General features: G+C 62.4%; 19 protein-coding genes and 1 pseudogene. 12 read left to right on the forward strand and 8 right to left on the reverse strand.

The window, feature by feature from the left end:
* Window positions 1-590 precede the first annotated feature (590 nt).
* Entirely contained in the window at window positions 591-4,115 is a 3,525-nt protein-coding gene (gene dnaE / locus NKJ40_RS12950; protein ID WP_352466351.1) for a DNA polymerase III subunit alpha, read from the forward strand.
* A 14-nt stretch (window positions 4,116-4,129) separates the two neighbouring features.
* On the opposite strand, the gene NKJ40_RS12955 is transcribed toward dnaE, so the two are convergent.
* Window positions 4,130-5,011 carry a DMT family transporter gene (locus NKJ40_RS12955; RefSeq protein WP_352466352.1) on the reverse strand — a complete coding sequence of 294 codons (882 nt, stop codon included), beginning with the start codon at window positions 5,009-5,011 and terminating at the stop codon, window positions 4,130-4,132.
* Between the two features lie 173 nt (window positions 5,012-5,184).
* Between NKJ40_RS12955 and NKJ40_RS12960 the strand changes: the two genes are divergently transcribed.
* Window positions 5,185-5,691 carry a hypothetical protein gene (locus NKJ40_RS12960; protein WP_352466353.1) on the forward strand — a complete coding sequence of 169 codons (507 nt, stop codon included), beginning with the start codon at window positions 5,185-5,187 and terminating at the stop codon, window positions 5,689-5,691.
* 3 nt (window positions 5,692-5,694) lie between these two features.
* Here the strand turns inward: NKJ40_RS12960 and NKJ40_RS12965 are convergent, their stop codons facing one another.
* On the reverse strand, window positions 5,695-7,023 hold the full coding sequence (locus NKJ40_RS12965; RefSeq protein ID WP_352466354.1) for a DNA polymerase IV: 1,329 nt from the start codon (window positions 7,021-7,023) through the stop codon (window positions 5,695-5,697).
* 68 nt (window positions 7,024-7,091) lie between these two features.
* Between NKJ40_RS12965 and NKJ40_RS12970 the strand changes: the two genes are divergently transcribed.
* Window positions 7,092-7,667 (forward strand): GNAT family N-acetyltransferase, encoded by a 576-nt coding sequence (locus tag NKJ40_RS12970; RefSeq protein ID WP_352466355.1) that lies wholly within the window; start codon window positions 7,092-7,094, stop codon window positions 7,665-7,667.
* A gap of 97 nt (window positions 7,668-7,764) precedes the next feature.
* Window positions 7,765-9,249 carry a hypothetical protein gene (locus tag NKJ40_RS12975; RefSeq protein WP_352466356.1) on the forward strand — a complete coding sequence of 495 codons (1,485 nt, stop codon included), beginning with the start codon at window positions 7,765-7,767 and terminating at the stop codon, window positions 9,247-9,249.
* Between the two features lie 66 nt (window positions 9,250-9,315).
* Here NKJ40_RS12975 and NKJ40_RS12980 read toward each other — a convergent pair whose 3' ends face one another.
* The gene (locus NKJ40_RS12980) at window positions 9,316-9,615 is read right to left on the reverse strand and encodes a DUF3572 domain-containing protein (RefSeq protein WP_352466357.1); all 300 of its coding nucleotides are present in this window, start codon (window positions 9,613-9,615) and stop codon (window positions 9,316-9,318) included.
* A 216-nt stretch (window positions 9,616-9,831) separates the two neighbouring features.
* Here NKJ40_RS12980 and NKJ40_RS12985 point away from each other — a divergent pair, with 216 nt between their 5' ends.
* The 8 genes from NKJ40_RS12985 to NKJ40_RS13020 all read left to right on the forward strand — a co-directional run bounded on the left by NKJ40_RS12985 (window position 9,832) and on the right by NKJ40_RS13020 (window position 18,317).
* The gene (locus NKJ40_RS12985; protein WP_006334976.1) at window positions 9,832-10,203 is read left to right on the forward strand and encodes a response regulator; all 372 of its coding nucleotides are present in this window, start codon (window positions 9,832-9,834) and stop codon (window positions 10,201-10,203) included.
* 33 nt (window positions 10,204-10,236) lie between these two features.
* Window positions 10,237-11,610 carry a PleD family two-component system response regulator gene (locus tag NKJ40_RS12990; protein ID WP_352466358.1) on the forward strand — a complete coding sequence of 458 codons (1,374 nt, stop codon included), beginning with the start codon at window positions 10,237-10,239 and terminating at the stop codon, window positions 11,608-11,610.
* 465 nt (window positions 11,611-12,075) lie between these two features.
* Complete coding sequence (locus tag NKJ40_RS12995; protein ID WP_352466359.1) at window positions 12,076-12,810, forward strand: FadR/GntR family transcriptional regulator; 735 nt, start codon at window positions 12,076-12,078, stop codon at window positions 12,808-12,810.
* Entirely contained in the window at window positions 12,807-13,994 is a 1,188-nt protein-coding gene (locus NKJ40_RS13000) for a PLP-dependent transferase (protein ID WP_352466360.1), read from the forward strand. The genes NKJ40_RS12995 and NKJ40_RS13000 overlap by 4 nt, the downstream gene beginning before the upstream one ends.
* A gap of 29 nt (window positions 13,995-14,023) precedes the next feature.
* Entirely contained in the window at window positions 14,024-15,301 is a 1,278-nt protein-coding gene (locus NKJ40_RS13005; protein ID WP_352466361.1) for an ABC transporter substrate-binding protein, read from the forward strand.
* 172 nt (window positions 15,302-15,473) lie between these two features.
* Window positions 15,474-16,397, forward strand: a complete 924-nt coding sequence (locus tag NKJ40_RS13010) for a carbohydrate ABC transporter permease (RefSeq protein ID WP_352466362.1) — start codon at window positions 15,474-15,476, stop codon at window positions 16,395-16,397.
* On the forward strand, window positions 16,397-17,245 hold the full coding sequence (locus tag NKJ40_RS13015) for a carbohydrate ABC transporter permease (protein WP_352466363.1): 849 nt from the start codon (window positions 16,397-16,399) through the stop codon (window positions 17,243-17,245). Before NKJ40_RS13010 ends, NKJ40_RS13015 begins: the two co-directional genes overlap by 1 nt.
* Window positions 17,246-17,249: 4 nt before the next feature.
* Window positions 17,250-18,317 (forward strand): ABC transporter ATP-binding protein, encoded by a 1,068-nt coding sequence (locus tag NKJ40_RS13020; protein WP_352466364.1) that lies wholly within the window; start codon window positions 17,250-17,252, stop codon window positions 18,315-18,317.
* A gap of 68 nt (window positions 18,318-18,385) precedes the next feature.
* Here NKJ40_RS13020 and rpmG read toward each other — a convergent pair whose 3' ends face one another.
* The 5 genes and pseudogenes from rpmG to NKJ40_RS13045 form a co-directional block, all read right to left on the reverse strand.
* The gene (gene rpmG / locus NKJ40_RS13025; RefSeq protein ID WP_006201775.1) at window positions 18,386-18,553 is read right to left on the reverse strand and encodes a 50S ribosomal protein L33; all 168 of its coding nucleotides are present in this window, start codon (window positions 18,551-18,553) and stop codon (window positions 18,386-18,388) included.
* 330 nt (window positions 18,554-18,883) lie between these two features.
* Window positions 18,884-19,252 (reverse strand): YybH family protein, encoded by a 369-nt coding sequence (locus NKJ40_RS13030; RefSeq protein WP_352466365.1) that lies wholly within the window; start codon window positions 19,250-19,252, stop codon window positions 18,884-18,886.
* Window positions 19,253-19,303: 51 nt separating this feature from the next.
* Complete coding sequence (locus NKJ40_RS13035) at window positions 19,304-19,765, reverse strand: YqfO family protein (protein WP_352466366.1); 462 nt, start codon at window positions 19,763-19,765, stop codon at window positions 19,304-19,306.
* Window positions 19,766-19,875: 110 nt separating this feature from the next.
* Window positions 19,876-21,051: an MFS transporter gene (locus NKJ40_RS13040; RefSeq protein WP_352466367.1), complete on the reverse strand. Its 1,176-nt coding sequence runs from the start codon at window positions 21,049-21,051 to the stop codon at window positions 19,876-19,878.
* 16 nt (window positions 21,052-21,067) lie between these two features.
* A pseudogene (locus NKJ40_RS13045) lies at window positions 21,068-21,800 on the reverse strand (NUDIX hydrolase).
* Between the last annotated feature and the right edge of the window lie 19 nt (window positions 21,801-21,819).

Raw genomic sequence — 21,819 nt, forward strand, 5'->3', positions numbered from 1 at the left:
GGAAATGGCAGTCGCTCCTTCGCTCAACTGCCTCTCCAAAGAATCCTTTCTCAGCCTAAACTCAACCCCAAAATCGCCATATGCGATTCCCCTGCACCTTGGGGGGAGATCGGTAGCTTCGGGGACAGCGCCCCTTCTGCACCCTACGAGATTGGCGAAAGCCGAGATGACAGCCAATCTCCCCACTAGAGGGGGAGATGTCCGGCAGGACAGAGAGGGGCGCGAAGAAACGCGACCTGACAATTCGTTGGGCAACGAGGCTCGGGTGGGACAGAATTCGCATTTTTTTGCCGCCGCAACGTATTTTGTTCTTGCTTTGTGCCGGCAGCTATGCTACTAATCTAAGTATGGTGCTAATTGGCTCCAACGACCCGCCTTTGAGGCGGGTTTTGTGTTTCCTGGCCCGAGGTTGGCGGGACAGCGCCCCTCTCTGTCCTGCCGGACATCTCCCCCACGAGGGGGGAGATTGGCAACTGCGGCGGTTGCTCTAAACGTCCAAAGCTCCAATCGCTGCCGCTGGACTCGTGTTACCCGGTGCCGGACAATACATCTTCATCGACTGAGTCCTTGTGAGGCGGCGCGAAAAAACCATGGCGGATGAGAGACTTCCACGCGATCCCTTGCTGCGCGAAGCCTATGCAAAGGCGTCGCGGGCGGAGGCGGCGGCGCGTCGGTTCATTCATCTGCGCGTGCATTCGGCCTATTCGCTGCTCGAAGGTGCGTTGCAGCTCGGCAAGATCGTCGGCCATGCGGTGCAGGACGAATGCCCGGCAATCGCCGTCACCGACACCAACAATCTGTTCGGCGCACTGGAATTCGCCCAGAAGGCGGTAAAGGACGGCATCCAGCCGATCATCGGCTGCCAGATCGACCTCGCCTTTTCCGGCGAGGCGAGCGACAGCCAGCGCGACCGCAGGCGGCAAGGACCGGAGATGCGGCCGGTTGTCCTGATCGCCGCAACCGAGGCCGGCTACGGCAAGCTGGTCAGGCTGGTCAGCCGCGTCTACCTCGAGACACCGCCCGGCGAAGCGGTGCATCTGACGAGCGAGATGCTGCAAGGCCATTCAGACGGTTTGATCTGCCTTACCGGCGGGCCGCGCGGTCCGATCGGCACTGCCTTGAAAGAGGATCGCCGCGAACTCGCCGAGACCCGGCTCCTGGCGCTCAAGGGCCTGTTCGGCGACCGGCTCTATGTCGAGCTTGAGCGGGTGTCCGGCTACGACCGCGCGATCGAGCAGTCGTCGGTCGACCTCGCCTACCGCCACGATCTGCCGCTGGTTGCCACCAACGAGGCGTTTTTCTTCTCGCGTGAAGACTATGAGGCGCATGACGCCCTGATCGCCATCGCCGAAGGCTCCGTGGTTGCGGCCGATAATCGCCGCCGCCTTTCGCCCGACCACTTCCTGAGAAGCCAGGCCGACATGGCGAGGCTGTTCGCCGACCTGCCGGAAGCAATCGACAACACCGTCGAGATCGCCCTGCGCTGCTCGTATTACCCGAAGACCCGCAATCCGATCCTGCCGCGCTTTGCCGGCCGCGATGTCGCCGACGCCGATGCTGCGGTCAAGGCGGAGGCGCAGGAGCTTGCCAGGCAGGCGCATGAAGGGCTGGAGGCGCGGCTTGCGGCGCACGGGCCGACGCCCGGCTATACCGTCGAGCAATATCGCGAAAGACTGGATTTCGAGCTCGGCGTCATCGAGAAGATGAAATATCCGGGCTATTTCCTGATCGTTGCCGACTTCATCAAATGGGCCAAGGCACAAGGCATTCCGGTCGGGCCGGGCCGCGGATCGGGCGCCGGCTCGCTGGTCGCCTATGCCACGACCATCACCGACATTGATCCGCTGCGCTTTTCGCTGCTGTTCGAGCGCTTCCTCAATCCCGACCGCGTGTCGATGCCCGACTTCGACATCGATTTCTGCCAGGACCGGCGCGAGGAGGTCATCCGCTACGTCCAGCAGAAATACGGCCGCGACCAGGTTGGCCAGATCATCACCTTCGGCACGCTGCAGGCGCGCGCGGTGCTGCGCGACGTCGGGCGCGTGCTGCAGATGCCTTACGGCCAGGTCGACAAGCTGAGCAAGATGGTGCCGTCGAACCCGGCCAATCCGGTCAAGCTCGCCGACGCCATCGCCAACGAGCCGCGCTTTGCCGAAGAGGCGGAGCGTGAGCCGATCGTGCAGACGCTGCTCGATACGGCGCAGAAGCTGGAAGGTCTTTATCGGCACGCGTCGACGCATGCCGCCGGCATCGTCATCGGCGACCGGCCGCTGTCGGAGCTGGTGCCGATGTACCGTGATCCGCGCTCGGACATGCCGGTCACGCAGTTCAACATGAAATATGTCGAGCAGGCCGGGCTGGTGAAATTCGACTTCCTTGGCCTGAAGACGCTGACGGTGCTGGACAGGGCGGTCAAGCTGATCCGCCGCCGCGGCATCGAGATCGATCTCGCCCACATTCCGCTCGACGACCCGGAAACCTACGCCATGCTGTCGCGCGGCGAGGTGGTCGGCGTGTTCCAGGTGGAAAGTGCCGGCATGCGCAAGGCGCTGATCGGCATGCGGCCCGACTGCATCGAGGACATTATCGCGCTGGTTGCGCTCTATCGGCCCGGGCCGATGGAGAACATACCGACCTACAACGCCAGAAAGCACGGCGAGGAGGAGATGGCGTCGATCCACCCGAAGATCGACCATCTCGTCAAGGAGACGCAAGGCGTCATCGTCTACCAGGAACAGGTGATGCAGATCGCGCAGGAGCTCTCCGGCTATTCGCTGGGCGAAGCCGATCTGCTGCGCCGCGCCATGGGCAAGAAGATCCGCGCCGAGATGGACAAACAGCGCGAGCGCTTTGTTTCGGGTGCGGTCGAGCGCGGCGTCGGCAAGCCGCAAGCCGACTTCATCTTCGACCTGCTGGCAAAGTTCGCCGACTACGGTTTCAACAAATCGCATGCCGCCGCCTATGCCGTCGTTTCCTACCAGACCGCGTATCTGAAGGCGCATTACCCGGTCGAATTCCTGGCCGCATCGATGACGCTCGACATGGGCAATACGGACAAGCTCGCCGATTTCCGCCAAGATGCGCTGCGCCTCGGCATCGAGGTGGTGGCGCCGTCGGTGATGACGTCGTTCCGGGATTTCGAGGTCGGCGAGAACCGCATCTTCTATTCGCTGGCCGCGCTCAAGGGCGTCGGCGACGCGGCGGTCGAGCACATCGTGGCGCGCGGCGAAAAACCGTTCAAGAGCCTCGCCGATTTCTGTGAAAGGGTCGATCCGAAGATCGTCGGCAAACGCGTCTTCGAAAGCCTAATCATGGCCGGCGCGCTCGACTGCTTCGGTCATGAGCGCGCGGCGATGATGGCCGGCGTCGAGCGGATGATGGGGCTGGCCTCGCTGGCGCAGCAGAATGCCGTCACCGGCCAGCACGACATCTTTGGCGCCTCGCTCGGCGCACAGTCGCAGGCGCTCAACCTGCCGGCGACCGAGCCCTGGCTCGCCGCCGACCGCCTGCACCGCGAATTCCAGGTGGTCGGATTCTATCTCTCGGCGCATCCGCTCGACGAATACAAGGCGGCGCTGCAGAAAATGCGGGTGCAGACCTGGGGCGAGTTTTCGGCCGCCGTCAAACGCGGTGCTGCAGCCGGCCGGCTCGCCGGTACCGTCACCACCAAACAGGAACGCAAGACGCGCACCGGCAACAAGATGGGCGTCGTGCAGTTTTCCGACACGTCAGGCCAGTATGAAGCGGTGCTGTTTTCCGAGGGGCTGGCGCAATACCGCGACCTGCTCGAGCCCGGCCGCTCGGTAGTGATCACCGTTTCGGCCGAGGACAGGCCGGAAGGCGTCAATCTGCGCATCCAGACCGTGCAGTCGCTGGAGGACGAGGCAAGCCGCGTCCAGAAAGCGTTGCGCATCTTCGTGCGCGACGCAGCACCGATCGGCACGCTTGCCGGCCAGCTTGCCGTGAAGGGCGAAGGACAGGTAAGCTTCGTGCTGATCAAGGATGACGGCCAGGGTGAGGTCGAGATCGAATTGCCCAGTCGTTATCGTATCTCGCCGCAGATCGCGTCGGCCATGCGCGCGGTGCCGGGCGTGGTTGAAGTGGAGCTGGTCTAAGAGTTAGCGCACGCTTATGAAGCGGCGATCTCCACCGGCTGAGGCGCCTTCCGCTGCAGGTTGAGCAGATTACCCATGAGGATCAGCAGGGCGCCACCGGCGGTGAAGGCGTCGATCTGCTCGTGATAGAGCAGCCATCCGATCACCGCCGACAGCGGTACGCGCAAAAAGTCCATTGGCGAGATGACGGTTGCATCGGCATAGACGAGTGCACGGGCCATGCAGAAATGCGACGACATGCCGGTGATGGCGATGAGCAGGATCCACGGCCAGAGCTCGAGCGGCGGGTTGCGCCATTCGTAAAGCGCCGGGACGAGGCCAAGCAGCGACTGGATGATCAGCATCCAGAAGATGATGCGCACGACGCTGTCCGTCCGCGTCAGCGACTTGACGAGGACCACCGAGACGCCGAAGCAGACCGCGGCTCCCAGCACGATGACATGTCCCGGATTGACCGCGCCCACGCCCGGACGCACGATGATCACAACGCCGATCAGCCCGAGCACGATCGCCGCGAGCCGTGGCCGGGAGAGCCTTTCGCCGAGGAAAGCGACCGCCAGCAGGGCGGTCCAGATCGGCGTCGTGAATTCGATCGAGATCAGCACGGCAAGCGGGATGAGCGTCAGGGCGTAGAGCCAGGCAGCCTGGCCGGTATAGTGGACGACGTTGCGGGCGATATGGGCCAGCGGACGCCCGGTGCGCATCGCCGCAAAACCGCCTGACATCATGACCAGCGGCAGCAGGATGAAAAAGCCGATCACCGAGCGCAGCTCGAGGACCTGGAAGACGTTGAGTTCGGCCGTCGTGGCGCGGCCGGCCACCGACATCGCCAGGAACGAGGCGATCGACAGCGCCATCCAGAACGCGGCCTTGGGGATCGAGGGTGCGGGTGCCATGCGGCTATGTCGCAAGCCGGAGCGCTCATCGCAACCGCTAGCCGACGCATTCGGCTGGGCCAGCCGTGCAGCGTTGCATGCAGTGATGTTGAAGCCGGAACCCGCCGCTGTGGGAAGCGTTGGTCCTTCAGTGTTTGCGTGCTGTGTTTTGGATACCAACGAGGAGCGGTCCGATGAAATCACTCGCACGATTTGTACTTGCCGGCTGCCTGACGGCCGGGGCTGGCGCAGCGCATGCCGACGATCCGGATTTTCTTCGCTCATTCCAGGGGAATTTCGCCGGCAAAGGCATCGTCAAGGTCACCACCGATGCCCCGACGGTGAATGTCTCCTGTCATTTCAATTCCGACGCGACGTCGAGCTCATTGTCGCTCGATGGCAGCTGCCGTGGTCTGATCGTGGTGACGCGCGCCATCAGCGCGGATCTCAAGTCCAGCGGGACGAAATACAGCGGCACCTATGTCGGATCGCGCACCGGGCCAGCGCAATTGAGCGGCAGCCGCTCCGGCAACGCGATCAATCTCGGCATCCGTTGGGCCAAGGAGGTCAATGGCGATCGCACGGCGCAAATGACGGTCGAGAAGAACGGCGAGGACGGCATGCGGCTGACCGTTATCGACGTCGACCCGAAAACCGGCGAGCGCGTGATTACCACCCGGATCGATCTGCGGCGCACCTGACTATCACTCCTCGACCGGTTCGGGCGGATGGGCATCGCGGCCCTTGCCGAAGGTATAGCCGGTCTCCACCGCCCTGCGGCCGAACTTGCCGCGCAGCGTGTCGATGGCGTCTTCGGCCATGGCGCGCTTGCGTGACTGGACGTCGACCAGATCGGGCGGGTCCGCCCGGTCGTCGTCGGAGAGATCGCTGACGCCAATGCCGAGCAGCCGGTATTTCGTGCCATCCGCTTCCTTGCGCAGCAGCTCGAGCCCGGTCGAGAAAATGCGGTCGGCCAGCCGGGTCGGATCGCCGAGCTGGCGATTGCGCGTGCGGATCTTGAAATCCTGGGTCTTCAGCTTGAGGACGACGGTGCGTCCGGCAATGCCGGATTTTTTCAGCCGGACGGAGACTTTTTCCGACAGCGCCCTCAGCACCGAAACCAGTTCGTCGACGGAGGCGATGTCGGTGTCGAAAGTGGTTTCCGCCGAGACGCTTTTCGCTTCCTGGTCGGGAACGACGCGACGGTCGTCCTCGCCGCGCGAAAGCCGGTAGAGCCGGTCGCCCATCACGCCATAGCGGCGCATCAGGTCGCCGCGTTCCATGCGCTGCAACTGGCCGATGGTGCGGATGCCGTCGCGCTCGAGCGTGACGGCAAAGGCCTTGCCGACCCCCCAGATCAGCGTTACCGGCTGCTCGGCCAGGAAGCCGATAGCCTCGGCCTCGCCGATCACCGAAAAGCCGCGCGGCTTGCGGAAGTCCGACGCCACCTTGGCCAGGAACTTGCAGTAGGAAAGGCCGGCCGAAACGGTGATGCCGATCTCCTTTTCCACGCCGAGTGCGAAGCGCGCCAGCACGACCGCAGGCGGCAGGCCATGCAGGCGCTCGGTGCCGGCGAGGTCGAGAAAGGCTTCGTCGATCGAGAGCGGCTCGACCAGCGGCGTCAGCGCCTGCATCATGGCGCGCACCTCGCGGCCGACGCGGACGTATTTTTCCATGTCCGGCGGGAGGACCACCGCTTCGGGACAGGCTTCGAGCGCCTTGAACATCGGCATTGCCGAGCGCACGCCATGGATGCGGGCGATGTAGCAGGCGGTGGATACGACGCCACGCTTGCCGCCGCCGATGATCAATGGCCGGTCCTTCAACGCCGGGTTGTCGCGCTTTTCGACCGCCGCGTAGAACGCGTCGCAATCGATATGGGCAAGGCGCAGCCGGTAAAGCTCCGGATGGCGGCCGAGCCGTGGACTGCCGCAGCGCTCGCAACGGCGTGCCTCGCTGCGCTGAAAACTCAGGCAGTCGCGGCAAAAACCGTGTTCGGGATTGTTGACAGGGGCCGCCATCGCTGCGAACATAAAGAGAACAAATGCAATGGTACGTCAGGACGGACGCCACGACAAGGCGGCGGGCCGGGAGAGAGCTCATGAATACGACCATAGCGCCGCTAGTGCCCGAGCTTTGGGCGGATTTCGAAGATCTTTTCGGTAAGCAAGGCGCCTGCTACGGCTGCTGGTGCACACATTTCCGACTGTCACCGGCAGCGCGCCGCGCGAGCAACCGGGAGCGCAACAAGGATCATATCAAGGCCCGGATCGAGGCCGGGCCGTCGCCAGGCCTGCTGGCCTTCGAGGGCGGCCAGGCGGTCGGCTGGATGCAGATCGGCCCGCGCGCCGACGTGCCTGAGTGGAATAACCAGGGCAGGGGGTCGGCGCCGCTCGACCCCGCCGATGCCAGCGATCCAGGCGTCTGGGCGATCTCCTGCTTTTTCATCCGCGCCAAGGCACGCGGCAGGGGCCTGTCGCACCGCCTGGTCGAAGGCGGCATCGACTTTGCACGGGAAAATGGCGCGCGGCTGCTCGAGGCCTGCCCGATCGACCTGTCGAAGGATTCGCGCTCGATCGGGCTGTTCGTCGGCTCGTCGCGGGTCTTCGAAAAGGCCGGGTTCCAGCGGCTGGTCGAGCGTAAACCAGGCCGGCCGCTGGTGCGGCTGGTGCTGTAACAGCCGCCGCAACAAATAGGCCTTCTCTTGCGGCTGTGATGGTATTTGCCTACCAGTGATAGAAACGGCTTGAGGGCCGCGATTAGTGAGGATCGACATGAAGCGCGTTTTGCCACTTGTTTTACTTCTTGCCTGCAGCGCACCGGCCTTCGGCCAAGCGGTCGACAGGCAAGGCGCGAAGCAGCTTTCCGACGATCTGGCGCACTATATCGGCAAGAAGCCGTTCGACATTGGGTTCGTGAAAATTTCAGTCGAGGGCGATGCCTACAAGATCGCTTTCGACTTCAAGCCGGTCACGGATTTGCTGGCAAAGCAGCAATCCTTCAAGTTGGACTCCACGCCTTACTTCGTTCTGGCGAAGCCGCGCAAAGATGGTCAGTGGGACGTTTCGGTGGACGTGTCTCCGAAGGGATCTGTTGATTTCGTCGGTCCGGAGGGGCCGCAGCACATCGACTTTTCCATTTCAAACAACAAGTTCACCGGTATCTATGACCCTGATCTGGCGGCCTTTGTGAACGCCTCGGGTTCCACTTCGGGCGTGACGATGGGTGTAAAAAGCCCGCTGCAGAATGTGGAAGCCTCTGCGGATGGCGGCGCTGGCAGCTTGAGCGCGACGAAATCAGCGAATGGCGGCATAGATTTTGCGTATTCACAGACAATGACCGGCTTTGCCGAAACCGTCAGACTGGACGATCCCAAGAGCGGTCTGAAATTCTCATACAATGTCAAATCGCCGCACGCGGCGGTGGATGCGACGGGCAAGGGCATGCGGACAAAGCCGCTGCTCGATTTACTTGCTTTCGCCGTGGCCAACGAGGATGAGGCCAAGCTCAAGGCGAACCAAGCGGAGTTCAAGTCGCGTCTGCTCGCCGCATTGCCGCTGTGGGAAAGAATAGACGGCACCTACAGCTTCAAGGATTTCGTGGTGGAGACCCAGCTCGGCAATTTCGGTGCGACACAGTTGAGCACGGCGGTCGGGATGGACGGTATCTTGCAGAACGGTCAGATAGCCTACGCGATCAAGGCCACCGGCCTGACGCTGCCGCAGCAGATGCTGCCCAGCTGGGGCGTCGCGTTGTTGCCGACGGATATCGACCTCAATTTCGGCGGTGCCAACATCGATCTCGACAGCATGGCGAAGAAAACCATCGAAACCCTTGATTTCAGCAAGGATCCACCGCTGCCGGCAGATTTCGGCGACCAGATTTCCGCTGATTTCCTGGCCAAGAGCCCAAAGGCCATTCTCGGACACAGCACGATCAAGAACGGCAACATCGAGATTGTGATGGAAGGCGAGATGACCTTCCCCGGCAAGAAGCCGCGTGCGGATGTGACAATCGACATCACCGGCTACGATAAGATCGTGGAGACCTTGCAGACGGCGGCGAAGACGGACCCGCAGGCCGCGCAGTATTTTACCGGCGTGCTGGCGATCAAAGGGTTCGGCAAGGCACTGCCGGATGGTCGACTGGAATGGGTCGTCAACGCTAAGGCAGACGGTTCGGTCACGGTCAACGGCGCCATGCTGAAGCCGGCCGACCCCGTTGGGACGGACGACAGTGGGGATGAGGCAACGCCATAAAGCATCAGCACTGGCCCGTTGTCGGCGGCAAGTTCTTCGATCTGTCCGCGGTCGCGGGATCGCCGCTTATACCGAATGCTCATGATTGTCGTCGCCGAGCGGCAGCGCCCGCAATGCCTTGCCGACTGCGGCGGGCGGCGTTCCGGTCTCCTCGGAAAAACGCATCAGGGTCGGCTCGTGGGCAAGGATGAACTGCAGCACGCCGGCCAGGAATCCCGGCTCGCCCGCCGCCTGGCGGATGGAATGGGCTTCGATGCCGGTGATCGCCAGGAAGCGCGGCAGAAGTTCCGGATCGGCGGCGACGAAGCCCAACGCCTTTACGGCAATGGTTTCCGCTTCCTCGCGCATTGACGCTGCGTTTGCCATTGCTACCTTCCTTCATGGGCGGAATCGTTCTGTTTTCGCAGTAGTGGCAAGTGTCGCCGGCAGCAAGCTCGCCGACCTGGAATCCGAACGCTTTTCGGGCGGCCGGTTTCCGTTTCGTCAATCATATTGCCGTATAGTGGGAACAGGTTTGGTGCGTGCCGACAAGGGCGCATGACGGCACCCTTCGAGTGGAAGGTCAGCCGGGACGGGAAATCGATGCCAAAGAAGGTTATGATCGTCGAGGACAACGAGCTCAACATGAAGCTCTTTCGCGACCTGATCGAAGCGAGCGGCTACGAGACGGTGCGTACACGCAACGGCCTGGAAGCGCTGGATCTGGCGCGGCAGCACAGGCCGGACCTCATCCTGATGGACATCCAGCTGCCGGAAGTGTCGGGCCTCGAGGTCACCAAATGGCTGAAGGAGGACGATGATCTTCACGTCATCCCGGTCATCGCCGTCACCGCCTTCGCGATGAAGGGCGACGAGGAGCGCATTCGCCAGGGCGGCTGCGAGGCATATATTTCCAAGCCGATCTCGGTGCCGCGTTTCATCGAAACTATCAAATCCTACCTGGGCGATGCCTGATGTATCTTTCCAGCCGAGCCGGAGCTTTGTGAAATGACCGCGCGGATCCTCGTCGTCGACGACATCCCAGCCAATGTCAGGCTGTTGGAGGTTCGGCTGCTCGCCGAATATTTCGAGGTTCTGACCGCCACCAACGGGCCGGATGCGATCGAGATCTGCGAGAACGGCAAGGTCGACGTCGTGCTGCTCGACGTGATGATGCCCGACATGGACGGGTTCGAGGTCTGCCGGCGGCTGAAGGGCGACCCGGCGACATCGCACATCCCTGTTGTGATGATCACCGCGCTCGACCAGGTTTCGGACCGGGTGCGCGGCCTCGAGGCCGGCGCCGACGATTTTTTGACCAAGCCGGTCAACGATCTGCAGCTGATGACGCGCGTCAAGAGCCTGGTCAGGCTGAAATCGCTGACCGACGAGCTGCGGCTGCGCGCCTCGACGACACGCAATATCGGCATCGAGGAGCTTTTGAGCCGCAACTTCGCTACCGACGATGCGGTGCCGAAGGTGCTGCTGGTCGACGAGCGCAAATCCTCCTTCGAGCGCATCCAGAAGATGCTGCGCGGCCGTGCCGATCTCGACGTCGCCAACGATCCGCATGCCGGCTTCTTCCAGGCCGCCGAGCAGCCGTATGAATGCGTGATGATCTCGACGGCCTTCGCCGATTTCGACCCGCTGAGGCTCTGCTCGCAATTGCGCTCGCTCGATCGCACCCGTTTCCTACCGATCATCCTTCTGGCGGACGAGGGCGAGGAGGGGCGTATCATCCGCGGCCTCGAACTCGGCATCAACGACTATCTGATGCGGCCGATCGACCAGCAGGAGCTGACCGCGCGGCTGCGCACGCAGGTGCGCCGCAAGCGCTACAACGACCAGCTTCGCGCCAGCGTCACCCAGACCATCGAGATGGCGGTGACCGATGCCCTGACCGGCCTGCACAACCGCCGCTATCTCGACAGCCATCTGCAGACGCTGTTCGATCGCGCCGTGGCACGGCGCAGGCCGCTATCGGTGATGATCACCGATCTGGACCGCTTCAAGAGCATCAACGACGCGCATGGCCATGACGGCGGCGACGACGTGCTGCGCGAATTCGCGCGGCGGCTGCGCAAGAATGTGCGCGGCATCGATCTAGCCTGCCGCTTTGGCGGCGAGGAGTTCGTCGTGGTGATGCCGGACACCGACGGCGCGGTAGCCGAAAAGGTCGCCGAGCGCATTCGCGCCGAAATCGCCCAACTGCCGTTTGCCGTCGGCACCGAAGGCAAGGCCGTCGAAGTCACCGTCAGCGTCGGCGTGTCATCGGTCCTGAAAGGCGTAGACACGGTCTCGGCGCTGATGAAACGCGCCGACCTCGCGCTCTACGAAGCCAAGAGCGGCGGCCGCAATCGCGTCGTCGCCAAGGCGGCTTAGCACCGAACACCAATTGCCCAGTCAAAGCGACAAGGTTACGAATTTACCTTAATCCAAGCGATTTGCGAGGCTTGGTTAAGAAACGGTTGATTTCCATAAGTTGTTGCGCAAATGTGCAGCCCTTAGACGTAACCGGCACGAGGCTAGATCGCCGGTTCGACCCGAAGAATACCCCATGATGCTCAGGTCCGCCGCATCTCCTGGGTCCGTGGGGTCGGCCGGCCGGCGCTGGCACATAGTGGCCTCCTCGTACCGCTGCCAAACGCCGGCCGGCCCCCAATTTTCAAAACACATCAGGATTCTGGCGCCAATATCCGGAAAACGTTGGCTTTTTTGTTGTGGCAGATAGACCGCCCCTTGATCCGCACGCTGGGGGCGGGTGCGAATGTGCCTGCAGCCGATTGACAGGGCCTGTCTTCTATGCCGAAATTGGTTGGACCATTGAGCCATTTGTGACCCGTTGGCATGACCGAATTCGGCCTTTCCCCCATACAGGCAACTGCTCGCGACGACGCGGTGCTCAAGGCGCTGGCCGGCTTTGTGATGCGCGAAGCCCTCGGGCCCGGCCAGAGACTGCCGACCGAACGCATCCTTGCCGAGCGCCTCAAGGTGAGCCGCAACACCGTGCGCGAGGCGCTGACGCGCTGGGAAGGGCTCGGCCTGGTCGAACGGCGGCAAGGCAGCGGCACCTATCTCAAGGGAGTGGTCTCGCTGGACATGCTGCACATGCCGCTGACGCTGGCCGGCGGCAATGATTTCACCAGCCTGATGCAGACGCTGGAAATCCGCCGGGCACTGGAAGCGGAAGCCGCCGCCCTGTGCGCCGTTCGCGCGGGCCAGGCCGAGATCGCTGAGATCGCGCGTAAGCTCGACATTATGGAGCAGGCCTTCCACGCGCGCGCCGGCATGTCGGCGGAGGAAGATTGGGAATTCCACCAGTCGATCTATCGCACGTCCGGCAATCCGCTGTTCGAGCAGATCATCGCCGCCATGCACGAACTGTTCCATCGTTTCTGGGAGCATCCGCTTGGCGTGCGTGATTTCGGCCACGCCAGCTTTCCTTACCACCGCACCATCTACGAACGCATCGCCGCGCACGATCCGGAGGGAGCCCGGGCCGAGGCGCTCAAGCTGATCGCCACCGTCGAGGACGATCTGAAGCGCGGTGCGGCCAAACTCAAACTTTCAGGCGAGAAATGAGCGACCATTCCGCCGATTTCGAAAACGACTATCTCGCCGAGGCGGCGACGCTTCTCGCCCATGACGAGCCTTTCCCCGGCGGTGCGGTGGTACCGCCGATCTACCAGACTTCGCTCTTCACCTTCGCCAATTATGCCGAGATGGCCGACACATTCGCCGGCAGGCGACGCCAGCCGATCTATTCGCGCGGCGACAACCCGACGGTCATGGAGTTCGAGGCGCGTGTCGCCGCTCTCGAAGGCGCGGAAGCCGCCCGCGGCTTTTCCAGTGGCATGGCAGCGATCAGCGCCACGGTGCTTGCTTTCGTCGGTGCCGGTGAGCGCATGGTTGTCGTGCGCAATTGCTACGGCGATGCCTACAGGCTGTTCGAACGGCTGTTGCCGCGGCTCAACATCAAGGTGGACTATGTCGACGGTTCCGATCCGGACGCGGTCGCGGCGGCACTTCCCGGCGCCAAGCTGCTTTACCTGGAAAGCCCGACGTCGATGATGTTCGAGCTTCAGGACATAACCCATCTGGCACGGCTGGCCAAAGAGCAGGGCATCGTCACCACGATCGACAATTCCTGGGCGACCCCGGTGTTCCAGAAGCCGATTTCGCACGGTGTCGACCTGGTGCTGCATTCGGCTTCGAAATATCTCGGCGGCCACAGCGATACCGTCGCCGGTGTGGTGGCCGGTTCGGCGGCCCATATTCGACACATCAACGAGCAGACCTATTCCTACCTCGGCGGCAAACTTTCGCCTTTCGAGGCCTGGCTGTTGCTGCGTGGCCTGCGCACATTGCCGCTGAGGTTGCCGCATCACATGAAGAGCGGGCTGACCATCGCCGAACGGCTGAAGGCGCATGGCAATGTCGAGCGGGTCAACCACCCGGCCTATTCCAACCATCCAGGCAAGGCGACGCTTGCCGGCTATGCCGGGCTGTTCTCATTCGAGGTGACGGAAGACGTTGACATCCCGGCTTTCGTCGATGCGCTGAAACTCTTTCGCATCGGCGTCAGCTGGGGCGGCCATGAGAGCCTGGTCGTTCCGGCAAAGGCCTCGCTCGAGCAGACGCCGGGCCTGAATTCGATGGCGCGCTTCGGCGTCAGCCCGCGAACCATCCGCTTCAGTGTCGGATTGGAGAGTGTCGAAGACCTGTGGGCCGATGTCGCCCAGGCCTTCGACAGAGCAAAAAGATAAAGGAGCCGTTCAAAATGGGAGTGCTGAACATGAAGAAACTGAGCATCCTTCTTGGTGCCGTCGCGGGGCTGGCGATTTCCGCCGGCAGCGTGCTGGCCGATTCCACGGTCAAGATGGTCGAGGTCATTACCAGTCCGCCGCGTACCGAATTCCTCAAGAAGCAGATCGCCGAATTCGAGGCGGCCAATCCGGGTGTCAAGGTCGAACTCGTATCGCTGCCCTGGGGCCAGGCATTCGAGAAATTCCTCACCATGGTGCAGGCCGGCGACACGCCCGACATCGTCGAGATGCCGGAACGCTGGATGGGTCTCTATGCGACCAACGGCCAGCTCGAGGATCTCGGGCCATACATGTCCAAATGGGACGATGCCAAAACGCTGGGCGAACGTGCCAAGCAGTTCGGCTCGACGGTCGACAACAAGCAGTACATGATCCCTTACGGCTATTACCTGAACGCGCTGTTCTGGAACAAGAAGCTGTTCAAAGAGGCCGGCCTGGACGGTCCGCCGGCGACGCTCGATGAATTCGTCGAAGACTCCAAGAAGATCTCGGCGATACCGGGCAAATATGGCTACTGCCTGCGCGGCGGCCCGGGCGCCTTCAACGGCATGCATATGTTCATGAACATCGCCGCCGGCAAGGGCGGCTATTTCAACGAGGACGGTACCTCGACCATCAACGAGGAAGGCTCGGTCAAGGGCCTGCAGATGCTCGCCGACATGTACAAGAACGGCCTGGCGCCGAAAGATGCGGTGAGCTGGGGTTTTAACGAGACCGTCACCGGCTTCTACAGCGGCACCTGCGCCATGCTGAACCAGGATCCCGACGCGCTGCTCGGCATCGCCGACAAGATGAGCGCCGACGATTTCGCCGTGGCGCCGATGCCGGTCGGGCCGAGCGGCAAATCCTATCCGACGCTCGGTTATGCCGGCTGGGCGATGTTCGCCAATTCCCAGCACAAGGACGATGCATGGAAGCTGATGGCGACGCTGTTGTCGCCCAAGGACAATCTGGAATGGGCAAAGGAAGTCGGCGTCATTCCGATCCACAACGGCGCCGACCAGGACGCTCACTTCAGGACGGAGCAGTTCAAAGGCTGGTTCGAGGAACTGAACAACGGCGACAAATACGAAATGGTGACGCCGCCGACACATCTGGAAAATCTCGGCAATTTCGTCGACCAGGTGGCGATCAAGAATTTTCAGGAAGTGCTGCTTGGCCAGAAAGCGGCCAAGGACGTGGCTGACGAATGGGCCAAGTTCCTGACCAAGGAACAGCAGGACTGGCTGGCCAAGAACAAGAAATAGCGTTTCTTCCTTCTCCCGTTCACGGGGAGAAGGCGTCACGAAGTGACGGATGAGGGGCGGCGCCAACCCGTTGTGGCTCGTGCTGCCTCTCATCTGCCTGCCGGCATCTCCCCGTAAACGGGGAAGGCGCTGTCGCCAGCCCATGCTTGCTCCAGGAGACAATCCAGCACCAATGACCTATGCCGTGTCCGAAATACGATCCGCCGGCAGGCCGCGAAAGAAGCGGCTATCCCATGCCGCGATCGAGCCCTGGCTCTATCTCAGCCCGGCGATCGTGCTGCTGGTCGTCGTGCTGCTGGTGCCGCTGGTTATCGGTATCGGTTACTCGTTCCGCAAATTCTCCGCTTTCAAATCCGAATATGTTGGGCTTGGGCAGTATCAGGCGATGCTGTCGGATCCCGTGCTCGGGCAGGCGCTTGTCAACACGCTGTGGTGGACGGCAGCCAGCCTGTTCTTCCAATTCTTCCTGGGACTTGGCCTGGCGCTGCTGCTCGACACACCGTTCCGGGGCAGAAAGATCGTACAGGCCGTAGTCTTCCTGCCCTGGGCGGTGCCGTCCTTCCTCTCCGGCCTGACCTGGGCCTGGCTGTTCAATCCGATCATCGGGCCGCTGCCGCATTGGCTCAACGCATTGGGGCTGAAAGCCGAGCCTACCAACGTGCTCTCCGATCCGTCGACCGCCATGTGGGGGCCGATCGTCGCCAATGTCTGGTTCGGCATTCCCTTTTTTGCCATCACGCTTTTGGCGGCGCTGAAGTCGATCCCGTCGGAATTGCATGAGGCGGCGGCGATCGACGGCGCCTCGCCGTGGCAGCGCTTCACCAAGGTGACGCTGCCGTTCCTGGCGCCGACCATCGTCATTACCGTCATGCTGCGCACGATATGGATCGCCACCTTCGCCGACCTGATCTTCGTCATGACCGAAGGCGGGCCTGCCGGGTCGACGGCCACGGTGCCGGTCTATATCTATGTCAGCGCGTTCAAGTCGCTGGACAAGGGCTATGCCTCCGCTGTGGCGGTGCTGTTACTCGTGCTGCTCATCGTCTATGCGGTTGCGCTGATCGGCATCCGCCGTTCGCTGGTAAGGCACGTCTGATGATTGCCGGACGCTCCGTCTCCTCGCGCATTCTCGGCGGCATCGGCCTTTACGGCGCCATCGGTGCCTATATGGCCTTCGCGCTGTTCCCGATCTTCTGGACGCTGAAGATCTCGGTCACACCCGAGCGGCTGCTCTATTCCGAAGGCATCACTTTCTGGCCGTCACAAACGACGCTGCAGAACTTCATCACCGTGCTCGAAGCCACCGATTTCCCGCGCTACTTCCTGAACAGCGTTATCGTTTCGGTGTCGACGGCAGCCTTCGTAACGGTCATTGCCACGCTTGCCGGCTACGCCATGTCGCGTTTTTCCTTCCGCGGCAAGGCGACCTTGGCCATCCTGCTTTTGCTCACCCAGACTTTTCCGCTGGTGATGGTCATTCCGCCGATCTACCGCATCATGGGGCAGATCGGCCTCATCAACAGCCTGACCGGCCTCGTCATCATCTACACCGCCTTCAATACGGCCTTCGCGACCTTCCTGATGCAATCCTTCTTCGACGGCATCCCGCGAGACCTGGAAGAAGCGGCGATGATCGACGGCTGCACGCGCCTGCAGGCGATGCGCAAGGTGATCGTGCCGCTGACGCTGCCCGGCATGGGGGCGACGCTCGGTTTCGTCTTTACCGCCGCGTGGAGCGAGTTGCTGTTTGCGCTGATGCTGATTTCCAGTGACGACCAGAAGACTTTCGCGGTCGGCTTGCTCACCTATATTGGCAAATTCGCGGTCGACTGGGGACAGATGATGGCGGCTTCCATCCTGGCGCTGATCCCGGTCTGCGTCTTCTTTGCCTTCCTGCAACGCTACCTCGTCACCGGCCTTACCGCCGGTGCCGTCAAGGGATAGATCGATGGCCTCCGTCACACTCGACAAAGTCCGCAAAGACTATGGAGCCGTGCGCGTCCTGCACGCGGTCGATCTCGAAATCGCCGACGGCGAGTTCGTCGTCCTGGTCGGCCCGTCCGGCTGTGGGAAATCGACCCTGCTGCGCATGATCGCCGGGCTGGAGGAGGTCTCCGACGGGGAGATCCATATTGGCGAGCGCCTGGTCAACGACATCGCGCCAAAGGACCGCGACATTGCCATGGTATTCCAGTCCTACGCGCTCTATCCGCACATGGACGTGTCGAAGAACATGGGTTTCAGCCTGATGCTGAGGAAGGCCAGCAAGCCGGCGATCGATGCAAGGGTGGACGGTGCCGCCAAGCGGCTCGGGCTCGATGCGCTTCTGCAGCGCCTGCCGCGGCAATTGTCCGGCGGCCAGCGTCAGCGCGTCGCCATGGGACGGGCCATCGTGCGCGACCCGAAGGTCTTTCTCTTCGACGAGCCGCTTTCCAACCTCGACGCCAAGCTGCGCGTCCACATGCGCGCCGAGATCAAGGCGCTGCACCAGCAATTGAAGACCACTTCGGTCTATGTCACCCATGACCAGATCGAAGCGATGACAATGGCCGACCGTATCGTCGTCATGCATGACGGCCTCGTCCAGCAGGTTGGCGCGCCGCTCGATCTGTATGACCGGCCGGTCAACATGTTCGTCGCCGGTTTCATCGGCTCGCCCGGCATGAATTTTCTGCCTGCCGTCGTTGAAAAAGGCGCCAAGCCGGATGCCGTGCTGGCCGACGGCCAGAAGCTGCGGCTGCCGGACGGCTTGCCGCTCAGGGATGGCGATGCGATCACCGTCGGCTTACGGCCGGAGCATATCCGGCTTGCCGACAATGGCGCGCTGAAAGGAGAGGTGGGCGTGGTGGAGCCGCTCGGCCTGTCGACCCAATTCTACACCAAGCTTGCCGGCCAGCAGGTCTGCGTCTTCGCCATGGGTCGGGCCAGTGTGAAACCGGGTGAGGCCGTGCGCCTGTCGGCCGACCCGGCGTCGCTGCATCTGTTCGATCCGGCAAGCGGCGGTCGCATCGGCTAGTCCTGTATTCCCGAAACGAAAAACGCCGCCCGGAAGGCGGCGTTTCAGTTGTGCGAGAGAAAACCCGATTACTTGATCTTGGTTTCCTTGAATTCGACGTGCTTCTTGGCGACCGGGTCGTATTTGCGGAACGACAGCTTGTCCGTCTTGGTGCGGCTGTTCTTGCTGGTCACGTAGAAGAAACCGGTGTCGGCGGTCGACAGAAGCTTGATCTTGATGTTTGCGGCTTTGGCCATGATGTTCGTCCGTTAATGTTCGTGGAGTTTTGGCCGCTGGAGCACGGGGAAACACCCGGACGCGGGAAACTTGCCGCGACACATAAAGAACGCGCCCGGAAAGTCAACCCTTGTCCAGGTTCTATGTCGTAAGCAGATGAGTTGTCCGGATTAGGTAGCACATGAGTTGTCCGGGTTTATTGCCAGCCGATGGAGGCTGGGGATGAAGCGGACAATTGATGTGCTACCAAAACCCGACAACTTGATTGGCTGCCGACGGCCGCGGGAGGCTCCTGTGTGCCTCCGGCCGTCCTAAGCAGGCTCCGGGTGGCGTCTGAGTTTGAATGCTGGCTATGAGTATCGAGCGATGGACGGCTGATCGATCACCCAAAGCCAGTTCCCGTCACTTTGCCGGCGAGCGATTTCCGCAGTCACGGTGCCATCGGCAAGGCGCGTGGACGTAAGCGCCAAATCCCCGTTGATGATAGCCGGACGCTGATCTCCGAGATCAAACTTTCGTCCCGCTGCCACCAACTTGGCGTAAAATCGGCTGATGGCGTCTCTGCCGCAGGCCAACTGTCCGTTGCCGGTATCGAGGATGGCACCGGGTTCGTAAAGAGCAGCCATTCCTTCCGCGTCTCCCGCTTGCTCGCGAGAAACCAATAGCCGCGCCAGGTCCTGGGGATCGCTTGCCGGTTTGCGGTTTGCTTCATCATTCATTGGCAGGCTTCCTGACAGCCGAATTCAAACCGAGATACGACCAGGTTCCGGTCACTCCGCCGCGACGGTTTCCGGCCGCATCGCCTTCTTCCAATCTCCCGTCGTGTTCCACCAGCGGTTCGGGTTGGTGCGGTCGTCGAGGCCCTTGGAGCGGCTGGCAAGCAGTGGCTGAATGCGGATCACCGGCTCCTGATAGCTGTGAACCTGGTAAATCGCTTCGACGACGCGAGCGGCGAGCTTCTGGTCGTCAGGCAGTTCGAACGACACCTCGACAGTGCCCGGCCGCCTGCGTAATTCCGTTTCGGCGCCGGCGGCGGCACCTTCAAGTGGCCGGTAGCGTTCGATGCCGTCCGCCGACTGAAAGGCATTGCTGTCATATTTGCCCATTCTGAGCGGTGCGATCGCGACGACCGCCTCCATAATGCGGTCGACATCGGCTGCCGGTGCCTGAAAGGTCACCAGCAGCAGCAATTCCATCCGCAGCGATTTCGTTTCAAAGCCACTGTCGATCATCCGAGGTCTCCCTGCTTATGCACTTTGAGGGAGCATATACTCGAGCCCTCCTGACATGGTTGTGTCAGTAGTTGGTCAGCAGTGGGAGCGATGTGGGCAGCGGAACCGACTCAGAGGATTTTGCGGAGCAGCCTGGTGCCGACCAGCACGATATAGCAGGCGAAGAACAGGCCGAGCGCCCAACCGAAGCCCGACGGCCCGAAAGCGTCCATGCCGATGCCGATTGCCTGCGGGCCAAGCACCATGCCAACACCGTAGCAAAGCACGAAGGCGGCATTGGCGGAGGCCAATTCGTGGCCGGAAAGCTGCGAGCCGAGATGCGCCAGACCGATTGTGTACATGGCAGCGACCACACCGCCCCAGACAAACAGAAGCGCTGCCATCAGGTGCCAGTTCTGCGCGAAGAACGGCATGAAGATTGTGCCGGCAAGCCCGACGGTGGCACAGGCCATCAGCAGATAGCGGCGGTCGCTGACGCGGTCGCTGATCATGCCGATGGGGATCTGCAACAGCACATTGCCGAGTCCGATCATGGTGAGCAAAAGGGCTGCGTCCGCCTCGGAGTAGCCGATGCGGTTGCCGTAGACCGGGAACAAGGCAAAGCCGCCGGTCTCGACCGCGCCGAACACCAGCACGGCGGCAGTCGCCGTCGGCACCAGCCAGATGTAACGCAGGAAATTGCTGGTTTCGCCGTCCGAGATGATCGTCGGGCTCTCGTTGCGTGCCGCCAAGACCGGTATGGCAGCGAGCGTAACCAGCGCGATGGTGACGCCGAAGGGGAGAAAACCACTGCTGCCGAGATGGGCGAACAGCCAAGGCCCGGCGGCAAAGCCGAGTGACAGCACGGTGGCATAGATGCCGAGCACCAGCCCGCGACGGTGTGGCGGCGCCGAGGTGCTGATCCAGAATTCCGACAGGATGAACAGCACCGTCAGCGCGATATGCAGCAGCACGCGCAACGGAAACCACATCCAGAAGGCTGGTGCGAAATGGAAACCGACAAAGGCCAGCGCCCCGGCCGCAATCATGGCAAGCATCGTCCAGGCGACCCCGAACCGCATGGCGAGCGGGGTGGCGAGCGGCGCGCCGGCGATCGAGGCGAGGCCGGCGACCGCGGTGTTGAGACCTATCATCGACGCGGAGTGGCCACGCGTTTCCAGGATCACGCTGAGCAGTGGCATGCCGAGGCCGATGGCAATGCCGACGACGCTGATCGACGAGATCGCCGCGACCATCGGCAGCCAGTGTACGCGCTCCTCGACCTCTCGCTGGGTATCCACTGTCATGAAATGCCTGGCTGCTCTAGAGAATTTCGCGGACGAAGCGATTGCGGACAAGCCGGTAGAACGGCACGGGACCGCCGGGGCGCAGCAGCGGATCCCGGGCGAGCCGCGTTTCCAGCTCCTCCAGGACCGTGCGCGTGATGTCTGGAATATCGGCTTGCCTGGCCTTGGCCAGCGGCAGCCAAACGACGTCCTCCAACTCGTCGGTCGGACCGCCATCCGGCAGCCACGGCGACGTCGTCGCGCCACGCGGCGAGAAAGCGCGTATCGAAGCGGCGCACTCGATTGGGCGGTGTGATGGCGCGGGCGATGAAGCGCAGCGCTTGCAGCGACGGCATGACGCCGTGCTCGACAAAGCCCTGCCAGTCGCGCTTGGCGCTCGCGAAGGCGCCTTTTTGGCCGATCAGCAGGCCGGCCTCCTCATAGGTTTCGCGGATTGCCGACAGAGCAATGGCGCGGGCGCGGGCCGGGCTGGTGCGACCGATGCCAGCGGTCAATCTCGCTTCTTCCTCGGGATGAAGTGCAGTGGCTATCGAGATGCGGCTGTCGGCCGGATCGGTGCGGCCGCCCGGAAACACGAATTTTCCCGGCATGAAGGCATGACGGGCGTGGCGCCGGCCCATCAGCACCAGGAACTCGTCGCCCTTGCGGTCGAGCAGGATCAGCGTCGCGGCGTCGCGCGGGGGTATAAGCTTGGCATCGAGCGCGATCCGCTCAACCTTGTCGATTTCCGCCTTGGTCATAACGTCCATGCGCTCGACCTAGCGGAAT

The sequence above is a fragment of the Mesorhizobium sp. M0119 genome (assembly GCF_040322615.1).
In the GTDB taxonomy this organism is placed as follows: Bacteria; Pseudomonadota; Alphaproteobacteria; order Rhizobiales; family Rhizobiaceae; genus Mesorhizobium.